Raw genomic sequence first — 20,113 nt, forward strand, 5'->3', positions numbered from 1 at the left:
ATAAGGACGTGTTTATGTGGAACCAAAACAAACCAAAAAAATATCTATATTTCAGTATGTCTTAACAATTGCCATTGTAGCGATTGTAGCTTCAGGGGCGACTCTATTTGTGTATGAACTAAAAGATCCAATAAGAAAACTTTCAAGAGAAGAATCAGATGGAACTGACTTAGAAACAGTTGAATTATTATATCAACTAATAGATAGCCAATATATCGAAAAAGTAGATCATAAAAAATTAGTAAATGGTGCACTTCAAGGGATGACTGATGCTATTGGAGATCCACATTCTACGTTTTTACCTGAAGAAGATGCCAAAGAATTTGATGATAGTGTATCTGGTAGTTTTGAAGGGATTGGAGCTACTATGACGATTGAAAATGACTATCCTAAAATTGCTGAACCGCCAATTGAAGGTTCTCCTGCTGCTAAAGCTAAACTCAAACAAGATGATGTGATTATCAAAGTTAATGGTAAAGACGTTAAGGGAGAGGGGCTTCAAAAAGTTGTTTCTAAGGTTAGAGGTAAAAAAGGAACAAGTGTGAAGCTAGATATTTTAAGAGGCGATGAAACTTTTGTAGTTGATATTGTCAGAGATAAAATTCCTGTTGAATCAGTAGTCGCTAACATTGATAAAACAGATAAATCAGTCGGTTATATTAAAATTAAAAGCTTTAATGAAACGACGTCAGATGAATTTAATGAGGCTGTGACAAAGATGAGAAAAGAAGGAGCCACTAAATTTATTTTTGATGTTAGAGGAAATCCTGGCGGTGTTCTTCAAAATGTTGAGAAGATGGCAAGCCGTTTCTTAAAAGATGGAAAAGTTATTGTTAAGTTTGAAGATCGTGCTAAAAGTAGTTATGAAGAAGTAGCCGGGAAAAAATTAGATAATGGTGAAAAAATAACAGAACCTTCAGTTCTTTTAATGGATGAAAATAGCGCGAGTGCTTCAGAGATTTTAGCAGCAGCACTTAAAGCTAATGGTTATGATGTTATTGGAGTTAAAAGTTTTGGTAAAGGAACTGTTCAAACGTTAATTCCGATTGAAGGTAATGGTAAATTGAAGTTAACATTTAGTAAATGGTTAACACCTGAAGGAAAGTGGATTCATGAAAAAGGTGTTACACCAACGATTAAAGTTGATTATCCAAAATATCTAAAAAATAGAATAATTGATCAATCTTTACATTATAAAGAGGGAGTCATAAGTTCAAATGTAGTAACTCTAAACACTTACCTGAAAGAACTTGGTTATAAAATTGATGAAGCTAGTGATTTATATTCGGAAGAAACAGTAGAGGCAGTAAAATCATTCCAAAAAGACCAAGGATTGAAAGAAACTGGCGAAGCAGATAAAGAAACAATTCAAACATTAGAAGAAGCAATCATGAAGCATTGGAAAGCAAATGACATTCAATATAATAAAGCTTTAGAAGTTGTGCAAAAGAATGGTAAATAATACCATTCTTTTTTCTTTTAATCTTTTCATAATACTAGCTATTTTACCCATTTTTCTATATTATATAGTATGGAAGAGAGGTGGCAAAAAATGGAAAAGAAAATCATGGATATAATCTGGCATTGGATAAAAATGATCGTCGTTTGTGCCCTTTTTGCCATTGTCTTAAGAGCTTTTATTTTTGTACCAGTTGAAGTTACTGGAAAATCAATGTCTCCAACTATCAAAGAAAATGATTTTGTTGTTATGGAGAATTTTAGTGAGATTAAGCGATTTGATGTTATTGTTTTTACTTCAAGTGATGGTAACACTTATGTAAAACGCGTGATTGGTTTACCAGGAGATCATGTGAAATATGAAAAGGATCAGCTTTATATCAATGGTAAAAAAGTAGAAGAACCATTTTTAGATGGTGTGAAGAAACATAAAAATGAGTATGTGTTTACGACAGATTTAGATTCGGCAGATTTGATAGGAACTAAAAAAATTCCTAAAGATCAATATTTTGTATTAGGAGATAATCGTCGTTTAAGTAAAGACAGTCGATCGTTTGGAACGATTAATAGTTCTGCCATTCTTGGTCAAGCAAGAATTGTTTACTATCCATTATTCCATAGTAAGATTGTAAAATAATAGGAGTGAGTATTTAGTGGCAATACAATGGTTGAATGACCTGAATGTTAACTCCTTAAAAAACATGAAGCTGAAAATCGATGAAAACTGAATTATGGTTAGCGAAAAGTCCTTATAAATTAAGGGCTTTTTCTTTTTTTTGAAGTGGAGTAAATATATCTGGAAAAATTAAAGAAATTTATACTTATTTATGTATTGAGCAATAATAAGCAATGAGCTTCGAAATTTGCCCAAAAATTTGCCCAATGAAAATTTAATGAATTATTGAATAGTACCCTGGTACAAAAAACTTAAATAGTTATATAACAACATATTTGGTATAATCGTACTATCTAAAAAATAATTAATAAGGGGTTAAGCATAAAATGATACAATGTAAAATAATAGTGGAAACTTACTTTTTTTCAGCATTCTTAAAAGGCAACTCCAATAGAGTTGGAGGTTTTTTAAATGTCTGGAAATAATTTTAATGACCGTCCTCATAAAAATGAGAAAGCTGATTCGATTGCTTACGTTAAAACTCTAATTGAGAAAGCACAAGATGAAGCTCGTGAAGCTGATATTCCAAAGCTTGAAAAACTGATTCAAATGCTCAACACCAAGAAGTATGGTCTGGTCTGGGAAGAACACGCTGAAGAAGTTGATGAAGAAATGAAAACCAAAATTCCTGTATTTATAGAAGATGCAAGCAAGAAAATCATTGGTAATCCTGATTCAGAAGATTATAATTTCCTTTTGGAGGGAGACAATCTTCACAGTCTGCATCTATTGGAGAAAACGCATCTCGGTAAGATTGATGTCATTTATATTGATCCACCTTATAATACGACAAATGAAGGCTTTACTTATAATGATAAAAAAGTGGATTCAAATGATGCATATCGTCATTCAAAGTGGCTTTCTTTTATGGAAAAGAGATTAACAATTGCAAGTTCTTTATTATCTAAAAATGGAATTTTATTTATAAGCATTGATGATAATGAATATCAAAATATCAAATTATTAACAGATGAAATTTTTGGTGGAAATTGTTTTGTTACAAGTTTTATTTGGCAAAAGAAAACAGGTGCGTCTGACGCCAAAGGTATCGCGACAATTACAGAATATATTCTGTGTTATTGCAATAATAAAGATAGATCTAAATGGAATAATATCTTTTCACAAAATTTTGGCTCATTCGATAAAAATCGCTATCGCCACACTGATGAATATTATAATGTGCGTGGTCCTTTTTACTTTGATAATCTTGATCGTGGTGGATTAACATACAGTGATTCAATGAATTTTGGAGTTGAAGCCCCTGATGGGAAGATGATTTATCCAAATGGACGTCAAAAATTCGAAAATGATGGTTGGATTTGGAAATGGGGGAAAAATAAAATTGAATGGGGCTTTAAGAATGGTTTTTTAGAATTTCAAGAGTCTGAAAATAAAGCTAGTGGTTGGGCTTTGAAGTACAAAAACTACCTTTATGTTGATAATGAAGGAACACCGATTGAACGGTCAGCACCTTATAAGAATTTAATACAATTCGTGATAAATCAAGCGGGAACAAATGAACTAAAATCGATGTTCAACAATAAATCTCCGTTCTCTAATCCTAAACCGTCAGAATTAATTAAGTATCTAATTTCGCTTTCGAATAAAAAAGATGCAAAAGTGTTTGATTTTTTTGCTGGAAGTGGAACGACAGGTCAAGCGGTATTAAAATTAAATCAAGAAGATGATGGGAAAAGAACTTTCATTTTAGCTACCAATAATGAAAACAATATTGCTGAAGAAATTACTTATACGAGATTAAGCAAAATAATAAACGGATATAAAGCCTCTTCTAAGACAAAAAATCTTTTATATGAATATAAATTTACGATTTCAAAGTTAAAAAATGCAGGCAATGTGTTGGAGTACATGGAAAATGTTATTGCTGAAAATAAAGAAAAATATGATTCTATTAGTAAGTCAATGAAAGATAATGTTCTTCAAGTATTCGGAGAGTACAATAAAGATTCAGATGTTCATGGAATTCCAGCGAATTTAAAATATTTTAAAACGGATTTTGTTGTTAAAAAAGAATTTCCTGATGTTTCTCTTGAATATGAATTGTTGAAATATGTGACACCACTTGTAGAATTGGAATTTGCAGTTGACATTACGAATCCTAAAGTTCAAATTGTTTTAAATGAAGAACAGCTTGAATCATTAATTGATAATAAACAACTTATTAGTAATTCAACAATTTTCATGCATCCTGATGTTTTTAGAGATGATAAACAAAATCAAATCTTACAAGATCTACAAATTAGAGTACAAGAAATCCCAAATTATTTCTTTGGAACGGAGTTGTGGGCAAAATGATAGAATTAAAAAATTTTCAACAAGATGTAGTCGATAAACTCTTGGCTTTTATTGCACCTGAATATGGTGTTAATAACTTGACGATTAAAGCGCCAACTGGAGCAGGTAAAACCATCATGCTTTTATCATGGATTGATGAATATATCCGTTCAACTGGTGATAATGTCGCTTTTGTTTGGTTTACACCAGGTGCAGGAGAACTTGAAGAACAATCACAAGACAAAGCAAACAGCTTTTCAAGTATCAAAGCGCAATCTGTAGATGATGCGTTACTTAATGGTTTTGAACGAGGTTCAGCAACTTTTATCAATTATGAACGTGTAGTCGGTAAAAAATCAAAAGCAATGCTTACAGATAGTGAACGAGATAATCTGGTTGATAAAATTGAAAAAGCTTTTCAAGAGGACCGTCACTTTATCGTGATTATTGATGAAGCACATCGCAATGATACTAACAAAGCACGTGAGATAATCTCACGATTTAAGGCATCTAAAACGGTTCGTGTGTCAGCAACAATTGACGATCCAAATACACCAGATATAATTGAGTTCTATGAAGTATTAGAAGAAGCAGTAATCGCATCTGGTTTGATTACAAAAGCGGTAGTGGTCAACGAAGAAATCGATACAAGTCTTGATGGAACAGATGAGTTCGTAATTTTATTTGATGCAGCCGAAAAGAAACGCCAACAAATTGTGGCTAGCTATATTGAAAATGGAGTAACGGGTATTAACCCACTCGTCCTAGTCCAACTTCCTGATGAATCCACACCCGATTTATCTTTACGTATTGAAAAGCATCTTCAAGAAACGATGCATAAAACGTATGAAGATGGCAAACTTGGTATCTGGCTTTCTGAACAAAAACGCAACGTCATTGATGTGAACAAACTTGATAATAAAGTAGAATATCTTATTATCAAGCAAGCTATTGCAACAGGTTGGGATGCACCACGTGCTAAGATCTTAATCAAAATTCGTGAAAACATGGGAGAACAGTTCACAGTTCAAACACTTGGACGAATCCGCCGAATGCCACAACCTTGGATAGGTCATTATAATGTTGATATTCTTGATAATGCGTACCTTTATACTTTTGATACAGATTTCTTAAATGGGGTATTTGCACAAGGTGCAGCAGTTGCACCAACACCATTATTAAACCTTATAGATAGAGCTAAAAGTTTAAAGCTAACTTCTGAGCGAGTAATTAACTATGATGAAGTTCTAAACGAAAAAATGATTCTAAATAATATATATGAGGGCTTAAAAAAACGTTTCAATTTTACAGATGATTTAGAAGAAAATTACTTAATTTTAAAAAATCAAGGATACACTTTAGGGAACGAAATTAAAACTACTTTCAAACAAGGTAGATTTGATGTTTTAGCTAACGCAGATAGATTACAAGATCGTGAACGTTGTGTTAAAGCGAATTACCAAGATAATCGTATTGATTTACTTCATGCTTTCCACGAACTTGATCGTGTAATTCATTTACCAGTATCTAAAGTTGAAGCAATACTTAAGCGATTCTTCCTATGGAGAGGTTATGCTCTTGTAACCTCCATTTTAAAATTAGATGCAAATGAGTGGACGGCATTCATTTTGAATAACTGGCGTGCTTTACGTGAAGAATTCAGGAAAATAGACATAGCACAAGCCATTCAAGGGAGTCTTGACTTAGATAATATCCAAAAGAACGATTTTACCATTCCTTTGACAGAACGATATACGTATAATCCAAAATTAAAAGATATAAAAATGGTTCAAACAAATGCTTATCAAGGGTACACGACAGCATCTATTGCAGTTCGACCAAGTATTGTTGAACGTTTGATGGAACGCTGGCTTGAAGAACATGCAGACATTGTCGATTTTGTTTATAAAAACGGAGATAAGGGTCCTCAATATTTTTCACTTGTTTATAGCACTAACGGAGGCGTTTCACACTTTTACCCTGATTTTATTATCCAGATGAGGAATGGTGACATTTATATCATTGAAACTAAGGGCGGTGAAGATGTTAAAGGTCGTGATAAAAACATTGATTCTTATGCACCAGCCAAATATGAAGCATTGAAGAAATACGCTAAGGAATACAATATCAAGTGGGCGTTTGTACGTGATATGAATGAGGAGCTTTATTATCTTAATAGTGGCGATTGGGTAGATGAGATGGTAGCTGATAAGTGGCAACCTATTATTAAACTTTTTAAATCTATAGAAGATGAAAATAGAATGTCAGAGAACTAGATATGTGATATGGGAAAAATAAAATTCACACTTAGAGAACCTAAATTCGATAGAACTTGTGATTTAATATATTCTTTGGCGGCAAAGAGAATTTCGTATAAATATAAACAGTGGACAGAAAAAAGAAACAATATAAAAGCCACTCACAGAGATTTTTATCCAGATAATCGCAATTTGTTTGGGAATATTTTAAAAGGCGAAAATTTAGATGATAACCCTTATCTAATTACACCCAAAATTTTACCTGTGTTATTGAATGAGCTTGATTTTAACGATGAAAACGAAATATTTTGGGGCGAGGATGTTAAAATTTATTTAGAAGATTTATTTACTTGTTTGGTACTAGATATGAAAAATTATCGTGAGTATTCAAAACATTGGAGTGATTTTCAACTAGATAATGATTTAAAGATTAGAGATTTTTATCAAGAATATATTGTTGCCAAACCAGATAATTTCGAAAAGTTTTTAGATGATTTTGTTGATTTTACCTATAACACTTATAATGATTTTCGAATTGTTGAAATAGATGGAGTTTGTAAGATTACTGAACAAGATCAGTGTATAAGTTTAAAAAATAAAACAGAATTTCTTAGCTTTACCTACCTTCCGCAGAAAATTAAGATTTTAGCTGAAAAAATTGTTATTCCATTAATAGATAGTATTAGTCTAGAATGCTTACTAGATCAAAATAATATGCGAGATTAATAGAGAAATCTATAATTATATCACAAAAACCTTTGCAAATTGCAAGGGTTTTTATTTTTGGCTATAAAAATGACCCTGGCATGAGAAAGACTTTGAAATGGCATAATCAGTTTATCAAGGAGGTCATGAACTCTTTGACAAAAATCTCTAATATTAATCAGAGATGAATAATGAGGAGGAATAATAATTATGTTATTAGGAAAAGCAAAAGTTGCTGAAGTAGTTGTTTCAAATGTTGAAGTACCAAAAGTAGCGGTTATTCAATCTGTGAATAAATCTCCACGATATTCAGAATCAGGTGAGGCTATTCAAGGTTCGGTTGCAAAAATCTCTTGCCAATTCATAGATGCTGAATTAGCAAAGCTAATTCAGAAATCAGGTGCGGATTCTTCTGAATTAAAAACCTATCCTTTGGAATTAATCGGAAATGAACAAGACTTACTTGGTATATCGGTTGATGAGTTGCTGGGATCAGAAATAAAGCTCGAAGGTGCAAAAGTTATGTTGAAATGGGAACAAGGTAGAAATGGTGGAGGCTGGCGAGGTTTAAAGCTAGTCTTAAATGTTTCAGAAGCAACAAATGAAAGCGAGAAAAAATAATGGATAAAAAAGAACTTAGCATTTGGGCATATCTTAACGAAATCGAATACTGCTTCCAAGATGAAACATTAAATAGAAAGCGTGCTTTGGAACTTATAGATATTGCTCGTGATATTTTGAAAGGTAAGGTAAAAGGCGATTTTGAGGATTGTGGGAAATGATTGAAAAATTTATTGAGTGGTTCTCACGCCTCCCCCCACTTGGAGGGGGCTGAGTAAATTGACCGTTGATGAAAATCAGGTACAGGTTGCTTATAAAAAACGTAAACTTTATATTTTGCTTATCAAGATATGGGCAATGATTACTTTCTTATTATTGATTGTGTATAACTTTAAAAATGTAATCTCTGGCTTTTCAAGTGGAAGAATCATTTTTGATAATCAATCATTAAATCGCATGCTTCTCGTGGCACTCGTGATCATCATTGTAATTTCACTCTGGGAATTTCTACATTCTAGATACTCACCTATTGAAAAGTGGAAACTCGAAAAGTTGCTAAGAGGATTTACGGAAGAAAGTGACTTACTCCGACAACATGATAATTCATTTAATCAGACAAAATCTGTTAAATGGATTTATTCAGTTACTGATGATTTGATCACCATTAAGCTTATGACGGGTGGACACGTTAATGTAGAGATTGAGAGGGATATTGCTCGTAGGTTACATGGATATTTTGTCAAAGAAACTAGAGTATTATGGGTTCTTGAGGATAGAAGAATCCAAGATGGTTTAGTCATAATGATATTTTCTCATAATACAGACGAACGGTTAGTAATTGATGATTTAGGAAAAATGAAAAAATCAAATACTGTTAATTTTCCAATAACAAAAAATCTTAATTGGGATGTTCATAAACAACCACAAATAGGGATTTTCGGGAAAACAGGAAGTGGAAAAACCACAATAATAAAAGTTTTTATTCTTTCGTTTCTGATGAATAATGAAAAAAATGAGTGCATGATTATTGACGGAAAAAATTCTTTTATGGCTCAATCGGGGCGGTATGCTGGTATTCCTACTGCTACAACAGCAGAGGAGTGCTTACAATTATTAGATGATGCTATTTCTATTATGAATCAACGTTATTCTGAGATGAATGTAGATTGCTCAGATGAAAATGACTTAACCTATGTAGAAAAATTTTCGGGAAAAGGAAGTATTTTAATAGCTTGTGATGAACTATTAGCTCTTGCCTCAGCTACACAAGCAATGGATAAATTGAAGAAACCTGCTGAAAGGCTTATGCCCCAAATAGCTGACAGGATACTTACTTTAATTTTGAAATCAAGACAGTCTTCAATGACAGTATTACTTTCAGGGCAAGCTTTTCCTGCTAGTTTACTAGGGGATTCAATAGCCCGTAGCAACCTAGGAATGTTGATAAATCTTGGAAGCTTAACACAAATTCAAGCTCAAGAGCTTTTTGGAAGAAGTTTAAAAGATTTACCACGAGCGGACACATCTAATTATGGTGGATTGATCTGGTTAGATGGACTTGATTGGGAAGCACCAAAACCTTTTTTTAGTCCTTACTATGATGATGAAAAACTTCCGTTTAAAGAAACATTGTCAAAATTAGCTGAGGCTGAGGGCGGTGGCTTGCCACAAGCCGAATGCCTCAGCTAGGACTTGCGTGTACTACTTGACATACACGCAAGATAAGCTTATTAGAACAAGAAAAGAGATTAAAATGGTTGAATATAATTCAAAAATTATTAGGTTCGATCACCATATAGAAATAATAAAATATGGTGAGAATCGAATAAGAACGTTAGGTGGAAAAGATAAATCTAGTCGAGGGTTGAAATGCGTTGACAGTGAAGAAGCAAAAAAACAACGAGTTTTAGAGCAAGCATATCGAATCAAAAGAAAAATTAAATATTATTGTCAAGCCAATGATTTTGATTTATTTTGGACGCTTACACTTAATGATAATAAAGTTAACGCAAAAAATTATGTTTATTCAAGACAACGATTGCAAGCATGGTTAAAGTATCAGCGTGAAAGGTATGGGAAATTTGCTTATCTTTTCATACCAGAAGTGCATAAGTCGGGGAGAATACATTTTCATGGTGTAACGGGTGGTTTATCGCCACCACTTGTAGAGGCTCGTTATCCTAAAAATAAGAGGCTCATCAAAAAGAAAGGGATTCAGATTTACAATGCTGAAAATTGGCAGAATGGATTTAGTACCGTTTCTAAAATTCAGCATAAAGAAAAATCCGCTAATTATATCACAAAATATATTACAAAAGAGTTACTCGAAATGCCCAGTGCATTTCATCAACCTAGATACTTTGTAAGTCGAGGATTAAAACAACCTGAAATTTCTTATGTCGAGCTTACTGATAGTTATTTCCAAGAATTTAAACCATCATTTGTTGTAGGTGAAAGAAATTCTCCAAATAAAGAATTTAAAGCAGATATTTCTATCTATCGGATGGATATTTCAGAAGATGGGGAGCTAATTCAAAGTAGTCATACAGAAACAGTATGGAAGTTAAAACAAACAAAAAGCCCTGACGGCAATCAGGACTTCAAAAAATAATTTTGCAATGTCATTATATCATATTGCGGTATAAGTGACAGATCGAGGTGTGATATGAAAGTAAAGTTTGTACCAGTTGCTAATAGTCGAGCAGAATGGGGAAATAAAAGTGCAATTTTGCAACGCTACGAGGGATTAAATATCTATACGCTTAATCGTTGGATTTCAGAAATGCGTAATAATAAAAAGTTTAGATCTGGTGTTATTAATCCAACACATAAAATAGTATTTATTAGTTTTGAAATTTTTGAGGAATTTTTATATTGGAAACAATATGGCTATTCAAAAGTTAATGCAAAATAACTGATAAAATGATAAAATAGGATTGGCTAATCATAATTCTATTTTATCTTTTTTCTTATTATAGCTTGGGAAGGATAAAATATGTATTTTGAAGAAAGAAAAAACAAAAATGGAGAGAGTTTTTATGTAGCTGTAGAGCGCTATATTGATCCTCTAACAGGTAAGAAAAAACGTGCCTCAATCGTCTATCGGACTAATACGGTTCGAGCGAGAAGGCAAGTAGAGAGAGAGTTAGTTGATAAGATTGATGACTTGATTTCAAAGAAACAAGGCTATTTTCAAGGAAAATCAATGTTAACTTTTTACGACTTAAAGAATAGCTGGTTTGATACTTGGAGAACAACTGTAAAACCTCAGACTGTAAAACGTGAAGAACTTGTGATTGATAGACTTTCAGAGTTGATAGCTGATGATATTCTACTTGAGAAAATAACGCCACTATTAATTCAGAATTGCTTAAATGAATATCGAGAAAAATATCATTCAACGCATTCTACTATGCAACATATTAAATGCACTTTGAATAAAATATTTGATTACGGTGTTCTCCATAATGTAATTGCATTTTCTCCATCAAGAGTAGTAAAACTTAGTGCTACTGTTGAAGAAAAGCGAGCAAAGAAAATTAGGCTCGAAAAGAAGTTCTTAGATGAACGAGAAGTTAAAGCCTTACTTTCTGAACTTAAAGGACGTAGAAATCAAAATTATTACGACTTAGCACTGTTTTTAATTGGGACTGGTTGTCGAATTGGAGAGGCTTCGGCTTTGACTGAATCTGATATTGACTTTAAAAATCATTTAGTTACGATTGATAAATCTTTACAGGCGCATGATTTAAAAGTGGATGACTTTTATCTAGATACTACGAAAACTGAAACAAGCGAACGAGTGGAACAACTTCCTGAATTTGTGATAGAAGCTCTAAAAAGAGTGATTAAACGTAATAAGCAATTTGATAAGCATATGGAGAATTTTCCCTCAGAAGTTTTTAGAAAATCGGACTTTCTTTTCAAAACAGAATATGGAGCACCGATTACTTCTCATAGTTTCAGGGAAATCTTAGGACGTGTAAATAAGGTGTTACAAATAGAGTGCCAAGAAAAGTATGGCTTTGAATGGATAAAAAATGCTGTTCCCCATAGTTTTCGTCATATTCATATTACAGTTCTACGTAACGATCCGAATATACCACTTAAAGAAGTTCAAGCACGCGTTGGGCATGTTCAAGTAGAAACAACGAATGGATACACTCATTTGATGAATGATTCTCAAGAAAAATCAGTAGAAGCAATTAGTCGCTTCATTGAAAAAATGGGCGTGAGCGAAAGTAAGGTGTAAAATTGCTTTTTTGCCCCAAAACTGCCCAAAAATAAAAAGTTAAGTTAGAAGTGGCTTTCAAAGCCTATATATAAAAGGAGTAATACATATTATGACAATTCAATGGTTTCCAGGCCATATGGCTAAAGCAAGAAGAGAAGTTTCAGAAAAATTAAAATTAGTTGATATTGTATTTGAAATAGTAGATGCTAGATTGCCAATGTCTAGCCGAAATCCAATGCTCGATCAGTTAATCCAGCAAAAACCAAGAATCATTTTACTTAATAAATCTGATTTAGCAGATCCAATTGAAATTAGTAAGTGGCAACAATATTTTGAAAATCAAGGACATGCTTGTTTAAAAATTAATGCTAATGAAGGTAAAGGAATCAAAAAAATTGTCCCAACGGCAAAAGAAATTTTAGCTGAGAAACTCGAAAGAGAACAAGCAAAAGGGATTAAGCCAAGAGCTATTCGAGCAATGTGCATTGGTATCCCAAACGTTGGGAAATCAACACTTTTAAATCGCTTAGCTAAGAAAAATATGGCTAAAACTGGTAATATGCCAGGAGTAACTAAAGGTCAGCAATGGTTAAAAACAAGTAAAGAATTAGAATTACTTGATACACCAGGTATTTTATGGCCAAAATTTGAAGATGAAGAAATAGGTAAAAAATTGGCTCTAACAGGGGCAATTAAGGATACGTTACTTCATATGGACGATTTAGCTTTATTTGGATTGAGTTATTTTAAAGATCATTATCCTCAACAATTAGCAGAGCGCTATAAGCTTACAGAAGATGATTTAGAACTTTCTGCAGTTGATATTCTACTTCTTATCACTAAAAAAAGAGGATTCCAAGATGACTATGAAAGAGGTAGTATCATGTTGGTTCAAGAATTACGTGATGGCCGTTTAGGTAGATATACGTTAGATAGAGTTGAGGATTATCATGAGTAAGTTGACAACAAATGAAATCAAAGCTCTTTTAGATAAGATAATACGATTAGATGATCCTCTTTTTGATAGCTTACAAGAAGACTCAAGAAAAAGTGTTCAGCAAGCAATTAAGTCAACTAAAAATCGGTTGACGAAAGCTGAACAATTAAAAGCACATTTTGAAGAAATGAAAGAATTTGAAAATCAGGGTTATTTGGCTGGCCATGAGTATATAGCAGGTATTGATGAAGTAGGTCGTGGACCGTTAGCTGGACCTGTTGTAACAGCTGCTGTCATCCTACCGAAGGATTTTAATTTATATGAAGTAAATGATTCAAAACAGCTTTCTTTAAAAAAACGCAATGAACTATTCGAAAAAATTGAAGAGCAAGCTATTGCGATAGGCATAGGTATAAAAAGTCACGATGTAATTGATGATGTGAATATTTATCAAGCAACTAAACTTGCAATGAATGAAGCGGTAGCCAATTTATCTATTCAACCAGATTTGTTATTGATTGATGCAATGACACTTGAAACAAATATTCCTCAAGAAAAGATTATAAAAGGAGATGCTAGAAGTATTTCAATTGCTTGCGCAAGTATTATCGCTAAAGTGATAAGAGATAGAATGATGGAAGACTATGATTTGATACATCCAGGTTATGGTTTTTCTAAAAATGCTGGTTATGGAACAAAAGAGCATTTATTAGGACTTGAGACTCAAGGGATTTGCCCTATCCACCGAAAAACATTTGCACCCATTAAAAATATGATTTAATTTCCTTCTTTTTACGTACTTTAAAAATAGTATGTAAATAGGAGGTTTTTTTATGTTAGATTTAAATCAGTTAATCTTCCAATTGAAGCATTTAAGAGGAATTGGCAATAAAGGTTTGTTGAGAATTCTTCAATATTTTATGGATAATCCAGAAAAAGAAGTAACAGCGGAATGTTGTTTGAAAATTGGTAGGGTTAAGAAGAATTATCATTCTACTTTTTTAGATTCTTTTGAACAAGCGATGACTTTTACAGATGATTATTATTTTGAATTTTTGGAAAGATTTTCTTTTTTGACTATATTAGATGATGCGTATCCTGAGTATCTCCGAGAGATTTATAATCCACCAATAGCTCTATTTTATCAAGGTAATATCTCCTTTTTAGATACACCTACTTTAGGCATGATTGGTTCAAGAAAATCGACTACTTATGGAAAAGAAATGATTAACTATTTGATGCCAGAACTTTGTGAAAAAGGAATAACAATTGTTAGTGGTTTAGCAAAAGGAAATGATACCTCAGCTCATCAAGCTTCTATTAGAAACCACGGAAAAACAATCGCTGTCATTGGATGCGGCTTAAATTGCTATTATCCAAAAGAAAATCAGAGATTACAAGAATTTATTGCGAAACAGCACTTAATTATTTCTGAGTATTTACCGAACACAAAACCACTAGCTTATCATTTTCCAAGTAGAAATCGGATTATTGCTGGAATCAGTCAAGGTATTTGTGTCGTGGAAGCTAAAAAGAAAAGTGGAACATATATTACAGCACAACTTGCTCTTGAAGAAGGAAGAGAAGTTTATGCAATCCCTGGTAACCCTTTATCAGATCAATCAGAAGGCTGTTTACATTTGATTCAAGAAGGTGCTAAGTGTGTTTGGCGCCCTGAAGATATTTTAGAAGATTGGTGTTTTAAGAAATGAAAATAACATTCTCATCTTGACAAAGGCCTATTTTATAGACTAAGATGGTTATCGATTGTTGAACATAAAATTAATAAACATAAAAAAAGCAGAAAGAAAGGGATTAAAGTATGAGTTATAAATATTTAGTAATCGTCGAATCCCCAGCCAAAGCGAAAACTATCGAAAAGTACTTAGGTAGAAATTATAAAGTAGTAGCCAGTGTCGGTCATATTCGTGACTTACCAAAAAGTAAGATGGGAATTGATATTGAAAATAATTATGACCCACAATATATTAATATTCGTGGAAAAGGCCCAGTTATTAAAGAATTAAAAAAATATGCGAAAAAGGCGGAAAAAGTTTACCTCGCAGCCGATCCGGACAGGGAAGGGGAAGCCATTGCTTGGCACCTTGCCCACATTTTAGAGTTAGATTTAGAAGACAATAATCGAGTTGTCTTTAATGAGATTACAAAAGATGCCGTTAAACAGGCCTTTAAAGAACCTAGAAAAATAAATGTGGATCTAGTAGATGCGCAACAAGCCAGAAGAATTTTAGATAGACTTGTTGGTTATTCAATCAGCCCGCTATTATGGAAGAAAGTTAAAAAAGGATTGAGTGCAGGTCGTGTTCAATCAATTGCTTTAAAGATGATTATTGACCGTGAGGAAGAAATTAGAAAATTTGAACCAGAAGAATACTGGAGTATTACTGGAAACTTCGTTAAAGGAAAAACGAAATTCAAAGGTAATTTTTATGGGATTGATGGAAAAAAATTAAAACTTAATAATGCTGAGGACGTTAAAGCTGTAACAGAAAAACTTACTTCTCGTGATTATGATATTACAAAAGTAACCAAAAAAGAACGTAAGAGAAACCCGGCAGTTCCATTTACAACAAGTAGTATGCAACAAGAAGCAGCAAGAAAATTGAATTTTAGAACAAGAAAAACAATGATGGTTGCTCAACAGTTGTATGAAGGTATCAAATTAGGTAAAGGTCAAGGAACAGTCGGATTAATTACATATATGCGTACTGACTCAACTCGTTTATCTGATACAGCTAAAGAAGATGCATATAACTTTATTGTTGAAACATATGGAAAAGAGTATACTGCTGGGGAAGTTAAGAAACAAAAAAATCCTCAAGGTGCTCAAGATGCCCATGAGGCGATTCGTCCATCGAGTGTTTTAAGAACGCCAGAATCAATCAAAGAGTTTTTAGATAAAGATCAATTTAAACTATACTCTCTTATCTGGTCGAGAATGGTTGCTAGTCAAATGGCACCAGCAATTTTAGATACAATGCGAGTAGATATTGAGCAAAATGGTGTGAAATTCGTTGCTAACGGCTCTAAAATTAAGTTCCCAGGTTTTACTAAGGTATATATCGAAGGAAAAGATGATGGGAAAGAAGAAAAAGAAAATATTCTTCCTGATTTAAAAGAAGGAGAAAATGTTAAATCAGCAGATATTGAGCCAAAACAACATTTTACTCAACCTCCTGCGCGATTTAGTGAAGCAACATTAATTAAAACGTTAGAAGAAAATGGTGTTGGTCGCCCGTCTACTTATGCGCCGACTTTAGAAACCATTCAACGTCGCTATTATGTAAAACTAAACGCTCGAAGATTTGAACCAACTGAATTAGGGGAAATCGTTAATACACTTGTTTCTGAATTCTTCCCTCAAATTATCGATGTAAACTTTACAGCAGAGATGGAGAAAGATTTAGATAAGATTGCTATTTCTCAAGAAAAATGGGTAGATGTAGTTGATCGTTTTTATAAACCATTTGCAAAAGAGCTTGAAGTGGCAGAAAAAGAAATTGAGAAAGTTCAACTTAAAGATGAGCCAGCAGGGTTTGACTGTGAGCTTTGCGGCAATCCAATGTTAATCAAACTTGGAAAATACGGAAAATTCTACGCGTGTAGTAATTTCCCTGAATGTCGTAATACAAAGGCAATTGTTAAAAAAATCGGTGTGACTTGTCCAACTTGTAAAAAAGGGGACGTTATCGAGAAGAAAACGAAGAAAAATAGAATTTTCTTTGGTTGTGATCGTTATCCAGAATGTGAATTTACATCTTGGGATAGACCAATTGGAAGAGACTGTCCGAAATGTTCTAATTACTTAGTTCAGAAGAAAGTAAGAGGCGGTCAGCAAATTCTTTGTAGTGAATGTGACTATAAGGAAGATGTACAAAAATAAAAGGTTGCTTAAATCTTTAATAGTTGTGTATAATACAAACGTCGAGGGACTAAAACAAATGTTTTAAGTCCCTTCGTTATTTTTCATAATAGGAAAGAGGTTTATTAATGACAGATATAAAAGTTACCGTAATTGGAGCAGGTTTAGCTGGAAGTGAAGCAGCTTTTCAAGTCGCTGAATCAGGCGTTAAAGTTGATTTGTATGAAATGAGAGCAGTGAAAAAAACACCAGCTCATCACACAGATAAATTTGCTGAATTAGTTTGTACTAACTCACTAAGAGCGAACAATCTAACAAATGCAGCAGGTCTTTTAAAAGAGGAAATGAGAACATTAAATTCTGTTATTATAGACTCTGCGGATATTAATCAAGTACCAGCGGGCGGAGCATTAGCCGTTGACCGTGAGGATTTTTCAGCTTATATTACTGAAAAAGTAACGAATCATCCTAATATTGAAGTTCATCATGAAGAAATTACTACTATCCCAGAAGACGGCATCACAATTGTCGCAACAGGTCCTTTAACTTCAGAACCTTTAGCAGAAAGTATCAAAGAATTTACAGAGTCAGAAGGCTTATACTTTTATGATGCAGCTGCTCCTATTCTAGATAAAAATACAATTGATATGGATAAGGTATACTTAAAGTCAAGATACGATAAGGGCGAGGCTGCTTACCTAAATTGTCCGATGACAAAAGAAGAGTTCTATGCTTTTAGGGAAGCACTTATTACTGCAGAAGTAGCACCACTTAAATCTTTTGAAAAGGAAAAATATTTTGAAGGATGTATGCCAATTGAAGTTATGGCAGGACGTGGGGAAAAAACAATGACTTTTGGTCCGTTAAAACCAGTTGGATTAGAAGATCCTAAAACAGGTAAACGTCCATATGCTGTCGTTCAATTACGACAAGATGATGCAGCAGCTTCACTTTATAATATCGTTGGCTTCCAAACACATTTAAAATGGGGCGAACAAAAACGTATCATTCAAATGATTCCAGGATTGGAAAATGCGGAAATTGTTAGATATGGTGTGATGCATCGTAATACATTTATGAATTCACCAGAGTTACTTGAACCTACTTACCAATCAAGAAAACGTCCTAACTTATTCTTTGCAGGACAAATGACAGGTGTTGAAGGTTATATTGAAAGTGCTGCTAGTGGTTTAGTTGCTGGAGTGAATGCAGCGCGTTTAGCAAAAGGATTAGAACCGATTACTTTCCCACAAACAACTGCAATGGGAAGTATGGCTCATTATATAACTCATACATCTGGTAAACATTTCCAACCAATGAATGTTAACTTTGGTATTTTCCCAGAATTACCAGAAAAGATTAGAGATAAAAAAGAACGTTATGAAGCTATTTCAAATCGTGCTTTAAAAGACATAAAAAAAGTAGAACTTTAAAATAAAAGTAAAGCTAAGGTAGAGAACATCTGATTTTGGATGCTTTCTATCTTTTTTGATATAACAATGAATTAAGTTTTGATTCTTCTATGAACAAATTGTGTCATTTTTCTGTAAAATTTATTAAATTCTGACAATTGATTTGTTTTAGATTATTGATTGTGTTACATTTGTCTTGTAATTTATTTGAGAGGACGTCAAAGAGATGAATCACTTAACTGATTTTTTAAGATATATCATTATTGAACGACACTATTCTGAAAAGACAAAGGAAGCTTATCAAGATGACGTACTAGACTTTTTTTCATTTTTAAAAGAAACAGGCAATGAAGATTATTTAAGTGTTACTGTGCAAGATATTCGAATTTATCTATCTTTTTTACATGATCAAAGCTATAGTCGTAATACAATTAGTCGAAAGCTATCTAGCCTTCGTTCTTTTTATCAGTTTCTTGTAAAAAATGATATTTTAAGTGAAAATCCTTTTTCATATATACAAATGAAACGTCAACAAGCTAAATTACCTAGATTTTTTTATGAAAAAGAAATCGATGCGTTATTTCAACAAACTCAAGGAGATGATGCTTTAGACAATCGAAATAGAGCCTTACTTGAGGTTCTATACGGCACCGGTATTCGGGTGACGGAATGTACTAATATCAAAATAAAAGATATAGACTTTGATACTTCGGTTGTACTAATTTATGGAAAAGGAAATAAAGAACGTTATGTTCCTTTTGGTTCGTTTGCTCATGATGCCATCTTAGATTATATGAAGCATGGTCGAGATGAACTGATGACTAAAGGAAAAACCACTCATGATTTTTTATTTGTTAATCACAGAGGAGAAAAATTGACTGATTCAGGCATCCAATATATTTTAAAAAAAATGATTGAAAAAAGTAGTTTAACAGCAGATATTCATCCGCATATGTTTAGACATACTTTTGCGACTCATTTATTAAATAACGGTGCTGATTTAAGAACCGTCCAAGAATTACTAGGACATTCTAGTTTATCCTCAACTCAAATTTATACTCACGTAACAACAGATACATTACAAAAAAGCTATCGAAATTTTCATCCGAGAGCTTAGGGAAGGACGATTATTAATGGGATATACAACATTTCATTCAACAACTATCTGTGCAGTAGAAAAAAATGGTAAATTCGCTATGGCTGGAGATGGTCAAGTAACAATGGGAGAATCCGTTGTGATGAAAGGAACTGCTAGAAAAGTTCGTAGAATTTATAACGATCAAGTAGTCGTTGGATTTGCAGGAAGTGTAGCAGATGCCTTTAACTTAGAAGAAAAATTTGAAGGTAAACTAAATGAATATAAAGGCAATTTAATGCGTGCAGCAGTTGAGCTTGCTATGGAATGGCGAAGTGATAAAATGATGCAAAAACTTGAAGCTATGCTTATCGTTATGAACGATAAAGAAATGCTTGTTGTATCAGGAACTGGTGAAGTTATTGCCCCTGATGACGGTATTTTGGCAATTGGTTCAGGTGGAAATTATGCATTAGCTGCGGCAAGAGCCCTTAAAGAAAACGGTAAAGAAGAGTTAACCGCTGGAGATATCGCTCAAGCTGCTTTACATGTGGCAGGGGACATCTGTGTTTATACTAACCATAACGTAATTGTAGAAGAATTATAAAGGATGAGACTT

At 33.1% G+C, this 20,113-nt stretch carries 18 protein-coding genes; all 18 read left to right on the forward strand.

The window, feature by feature from the left end; translation table 11 throughout:
• The first annotated feature begins 16 nt into the window (after positions 1–16).
• Complete coding sequence (locus H9L18_RS07920; protein ID WP_126793215.1) at positions 17–1,462, forward strand: S41 family peptidase; 1,446 nt, start codon at positions 17–19, stop codon at positions 1,460–1,462.
• Between the two features lie 90 nt (positions 1,463–1,552).
• Positions 1,553–2,095 carry a signal peptidase I gene (lepB, locus tag H9L18_RS07925; protein WP_126793217.1) on the forward strand — a complete coding sequence of 181 codons (543 nt, stop codon included), beginning with the start codon at positions 1,553–1,555 and terminating at the stop codon, positions 2,093–2,095.
• 450 nt (positions 2,096–2,545) lie between these two features.
• Positions 2,546–4,450, forward strand: a complete 1,905-nt coding sequence (locus H9L18_RS15405; RefSeq protein WP_246433264.1) for a site-specific DNA-methyltransferase — start codon at positions 2,546–2,548, stop codon at positions 4,448–4,450.
• Complete coding sequence (locus tag H9L18_RS07935) at positions 4,447–6,705, forward strand: DEAD/DEAH box helicase (RefSeq protein WP_126793219.1); 2,259 nt, start codon at positions 4,447–4,449, stop codon at positions 6,703–6,705. The genes H9L18_RS15405 and H9L18_RS07935 overlap by 4 nt, the downstream gene beginning before the upstream one ends.
• Positions 6,706–6,714: 9 nt before the next feature.
• Entirely contained in the window at positions 6,715–7,413 is a 699-nt protein-coding gene (locus H9L18_RS07940; RefSeq protein ID WP_126793221.1) for a hypothetical protein, read from the forward strand.
• A gap of 189 nt (positions 7,414–7,602) precedes the next feature.
• Positions 7,603–8,013: a hypothetical protein gene (locus H9L18_RS07945; protein ID WP_126793223.1), complete on the forward strand. Its 411-nt coding sequence runs from the start codon at positions 7,603–7,605 to the stop codon at positions 8,011–8,013.
• A complete protein-coding gene (locus H9L18_RS07950; RefSeq protein WP_185847459.1) occupies positions 8,013–8,174 on the forward strand; it encodes a hypothetical protein in 162 nt (53 codons plus the stop codon). The genes H9L18_RS07945 and H9L18_RS07950 overlap by 1 nt, the downstream gene beginning before the upstream one ends.
• Before the next feature lie 58 nt (positions 8,175–8,232).
• Positions 8,233–9,642, forward strand: coding sequence for an FtsK/SpoIIIE domain-containing protein (locus H9L18_RS07955; RefSeq protein WP_246433265.1), 1,410 nt, complete (start codon positions 8,233–8,235; stop codon positions 9,640–9,642).
• A gap of 64 nt (positions 9,643–9,706) precedes the next feature.
• Positions 9,707–10,564, forward strand: coding sequence for a rolling circle replication-associated protein (locus H9L18_RS07960; RefSeq protein ID WP_126793227.1), 858 nt, complete (start codon positions 9,707–9,709; stop codon positions 10,562–10,564).
• 54 nt (positions 10,565–10,618) lie between these two features.
• Positions 10,619–10,867: a DNA-binding protein gene (locus H9L18_RS07965; RefSeq protein ID WP_126793229.1), complete on the forward strand. Its 249-nt coding sequence runs from the start codon at positions 10,619–10,621 to the stop codon at positions 10,865–10,867.
• Between the two features lie 81 nt (positions 10,868–10,948).
• Positions 10,949–12,205 carry a tyrosine-type recombinase/integrase gene (locus tag H9L18_RS07970; RefSeq protein ID WP_126793231.1) on the forward strand — a complete coding sequence of 419 codons (1,257 nt, stop codon included), beginning with the start codon at positions 10,949–10,951 and terminating at the stop codon, positions 12,203–12,205.
• A 91-nt stretch (positions 12,206–12,296) separates the two neighbouring features.
• Complete coding sequence (gene ylqF / locus H9L18_RS07975; RefSeq protein WP_126793233.1) at positions 12,297–13,145, forward strand: ribosome biogenesis GTPase YlqF; 849 nt, start codon at positions 12,297–12,299, stop codon at positions 13,143–13,145.
• Entirely contained in the window at positions 13,138–13,905 is a 768-nt protein-coding gene (locus H9L18_RS07980; RefSeq protein ID WP_126793235.1) for a ribonuclease HII, read from the forward strand. The genes ylqF and H9L18_RS07980 overlap by 8 nt, the downstream gene beginning before the upstream one ends.
• 52 nt (positions 13,906–13,957) lie before the next feature.
• The gene (gene dprA / locus H9L18_RS07985) at positions 13,958–14,836 is read left to right on the forward strand and encodes a DNA-processing protein DprA (protein ID WP_126793237.1); all 879 of its coding nucleotides are present in this window, start codon (positions 13,958–13,960) and stop codon (positions 14,834–14,836) included.
• Between the two features lie 110 nt (positions 14,837–14,946).
• Positions 14,947–17,028, forward strand: coding sequence for a type I DNA topoisomerase (gene topA, locus H9L18_RS07990; protein ID WP_126793239.1), 2,082 nt, complete (start codon positions 14,947–14,949; stop codon positions 17,026–17,028).
• A gap of 107 nt (positions 17,029–17,135) precedes the next feature.
• Positions 17,136–18,440, forward strand: a complete 1,305-nt coding sequence (gene trmFO, locus H9L18_RS07995; protein ID WP_126793241.1) for an FADH(2)-oxidizing methylenetetrahydrofolate--tRNA-(uracil(54)-C(5))-methyltransferase TrmFO — start codon at positions 17,136–17,138, stop codon at positions 18,438–18,440.
• 205 nt (positions 18,441–18,645) lie between these two features.
• On the forward strand, positions 18,646–19,536 hold the full coding sequence (gene xerC, locus H9L18_RS08000; protein ID WP_126793243.1) for a tyrosine recombinase XerC: 891 nt from the start codon (positions 18,646–18,648) through the stop codon (positions 19,534–19,536).
• A gap of 16 nt (positions 19,537–19,552) precedes the next feature.
• The gene (gene hslV / locus H9L18_RS08005; protein ID WP_126793245.1) at positions 19,553–20,101 is read left to right on the forward strand and encodes an ATP-dependent protease subunit HslV; all 549 of its coding nucleotides are present in this window, start codon (positions 19,553–19,555) and stop codon (positions 20,099–20,101) included.
• Positions 20,102–20,113: the final 12 nt, after the last annotated feature.

It is taken from the genome of Vagococcus carniphilus (assembly GCF_014397115.1).
GTDB lineage: Bacteria > Bacillota > Bacilli > Lactobacillales > Vagococcaceae > Vagococcus > Vagococcus carniphilus.

What these genes read in the sequence shown, in the direction of transcription:
- H9L18_RS07980 (WP_126793235.1), top strand. Translation starts at nt 13,138, where the DNA reads ATGAGTAAGTTGACAACAAATGAAATCAAAGCTCTTTTAGATAAGATA.
- H9L18_RS07970 (WP_126793231.1), top strand. Translation starts at nt 10,949, where the DNA reads ATGTATTTTGAAGAAAGAAAAAACAAAAATGGAGAGAGTTTTTATGTA.
- H9L18_RS15405 (WP_246433264.1), top strand. Translation starts at nt 2,546, where the DNA reads ATGTCTGGAAATAATTTTAATGACCGTCCTCATAAAAATGAGAAAGCT.
- H9L18_RS07945 (WP_126793223.1), top strand. Translation starts at nt 7,603, where the DNA reads ATGTTATTAGGAAAAGCAAAAGTTGCTGAAGTAGTTGTTTCAAATGTT.
- H9L18_RS07950 (WP_185847459.1), top strand. Translation starts at nt 8,013, where the DNA reads ATGGATAAAAAAGAACTTAGCATTTGGGCATATCTTAACGAAATCGAA.
- lepB (WP_126793217.1), top strand. Translation starts at nt 1,553, where the DNA reads ATGGAAAAGAAAATCATGGATATAATCTGGCATTGGATAAAAATGATC.
- H9L18_RS07935 (WP_126793219.1), top strand. Translation starts at nt 4,447, where the DNA reads ATGATAGAATTAAAAAATTTTCAACAAGATGTAGTCGATAAACTCTTG.
- hslV (WP_126793245.1), top strand. Translation starts at nt 19,553, where the DNA reads ATGGGATATACAACATTTCATTCAACAACTATCTGTGCAGTAGAAAAA.
- ylqF (WP_126793233.1), top strand. Translation starts at nt 12,297, where the DNA reads ATGACAATTCAATGGTTTCCAGGCCATATGGCTAAAGCAAGAAGAGAA.
- dprA (WP_126793237.1), top strand. Translation starts at nt 13,958, where the DNA reads ATGTTAGATTTAAATCAGTTAATCTTCCAATTGAAGCATTTAAGAGGA.
- xerC (WP_126793243.1), top strand. Translation starts at nt 18,646, where the DNA reads ATGAATCACTTAACTGATTTTTTAAGATATATCATTATTGAACGACAC.
- H9L18_RS07965 (WP_126793229.1), top strand. Translation starts at nt 10,619, where the DNA reads ATGAAAGTAAAGTTTGTACCAGTTGCTAATAGTCGAGCAGAATGGGGA.
- H9L18_RS07940 (WP_126793221.1), top strand. Translation starts at nt 6,715, where the DNA reads ATGGGAAAAATAAAATTCACACTTAGAGAACCTAAATTCGATAGAACT.
- topA (WP_126793239.1), top strand. Translation starts at nt 14,947, where the DNA reads ATGAGTTATAAATATTTAGTAATCGTCGAATCCCCAGCCAAAGCGAAA.
- H9L18_RS07960 (WP_126793227.1), top strand. Translation starts at nt 9,707, where the DNA reads ATGGTTGAATATAATTCAAAAATTATTAGGTTCGATCACCATATAGAA.
- trmFO (WP_126793241.1), top strand. Translation starts at nt 17,136, where the DNA reads ATGACAGATATAAAAGTTACCGTAATTGGAGCAGGTTTAGCTGGAAGT.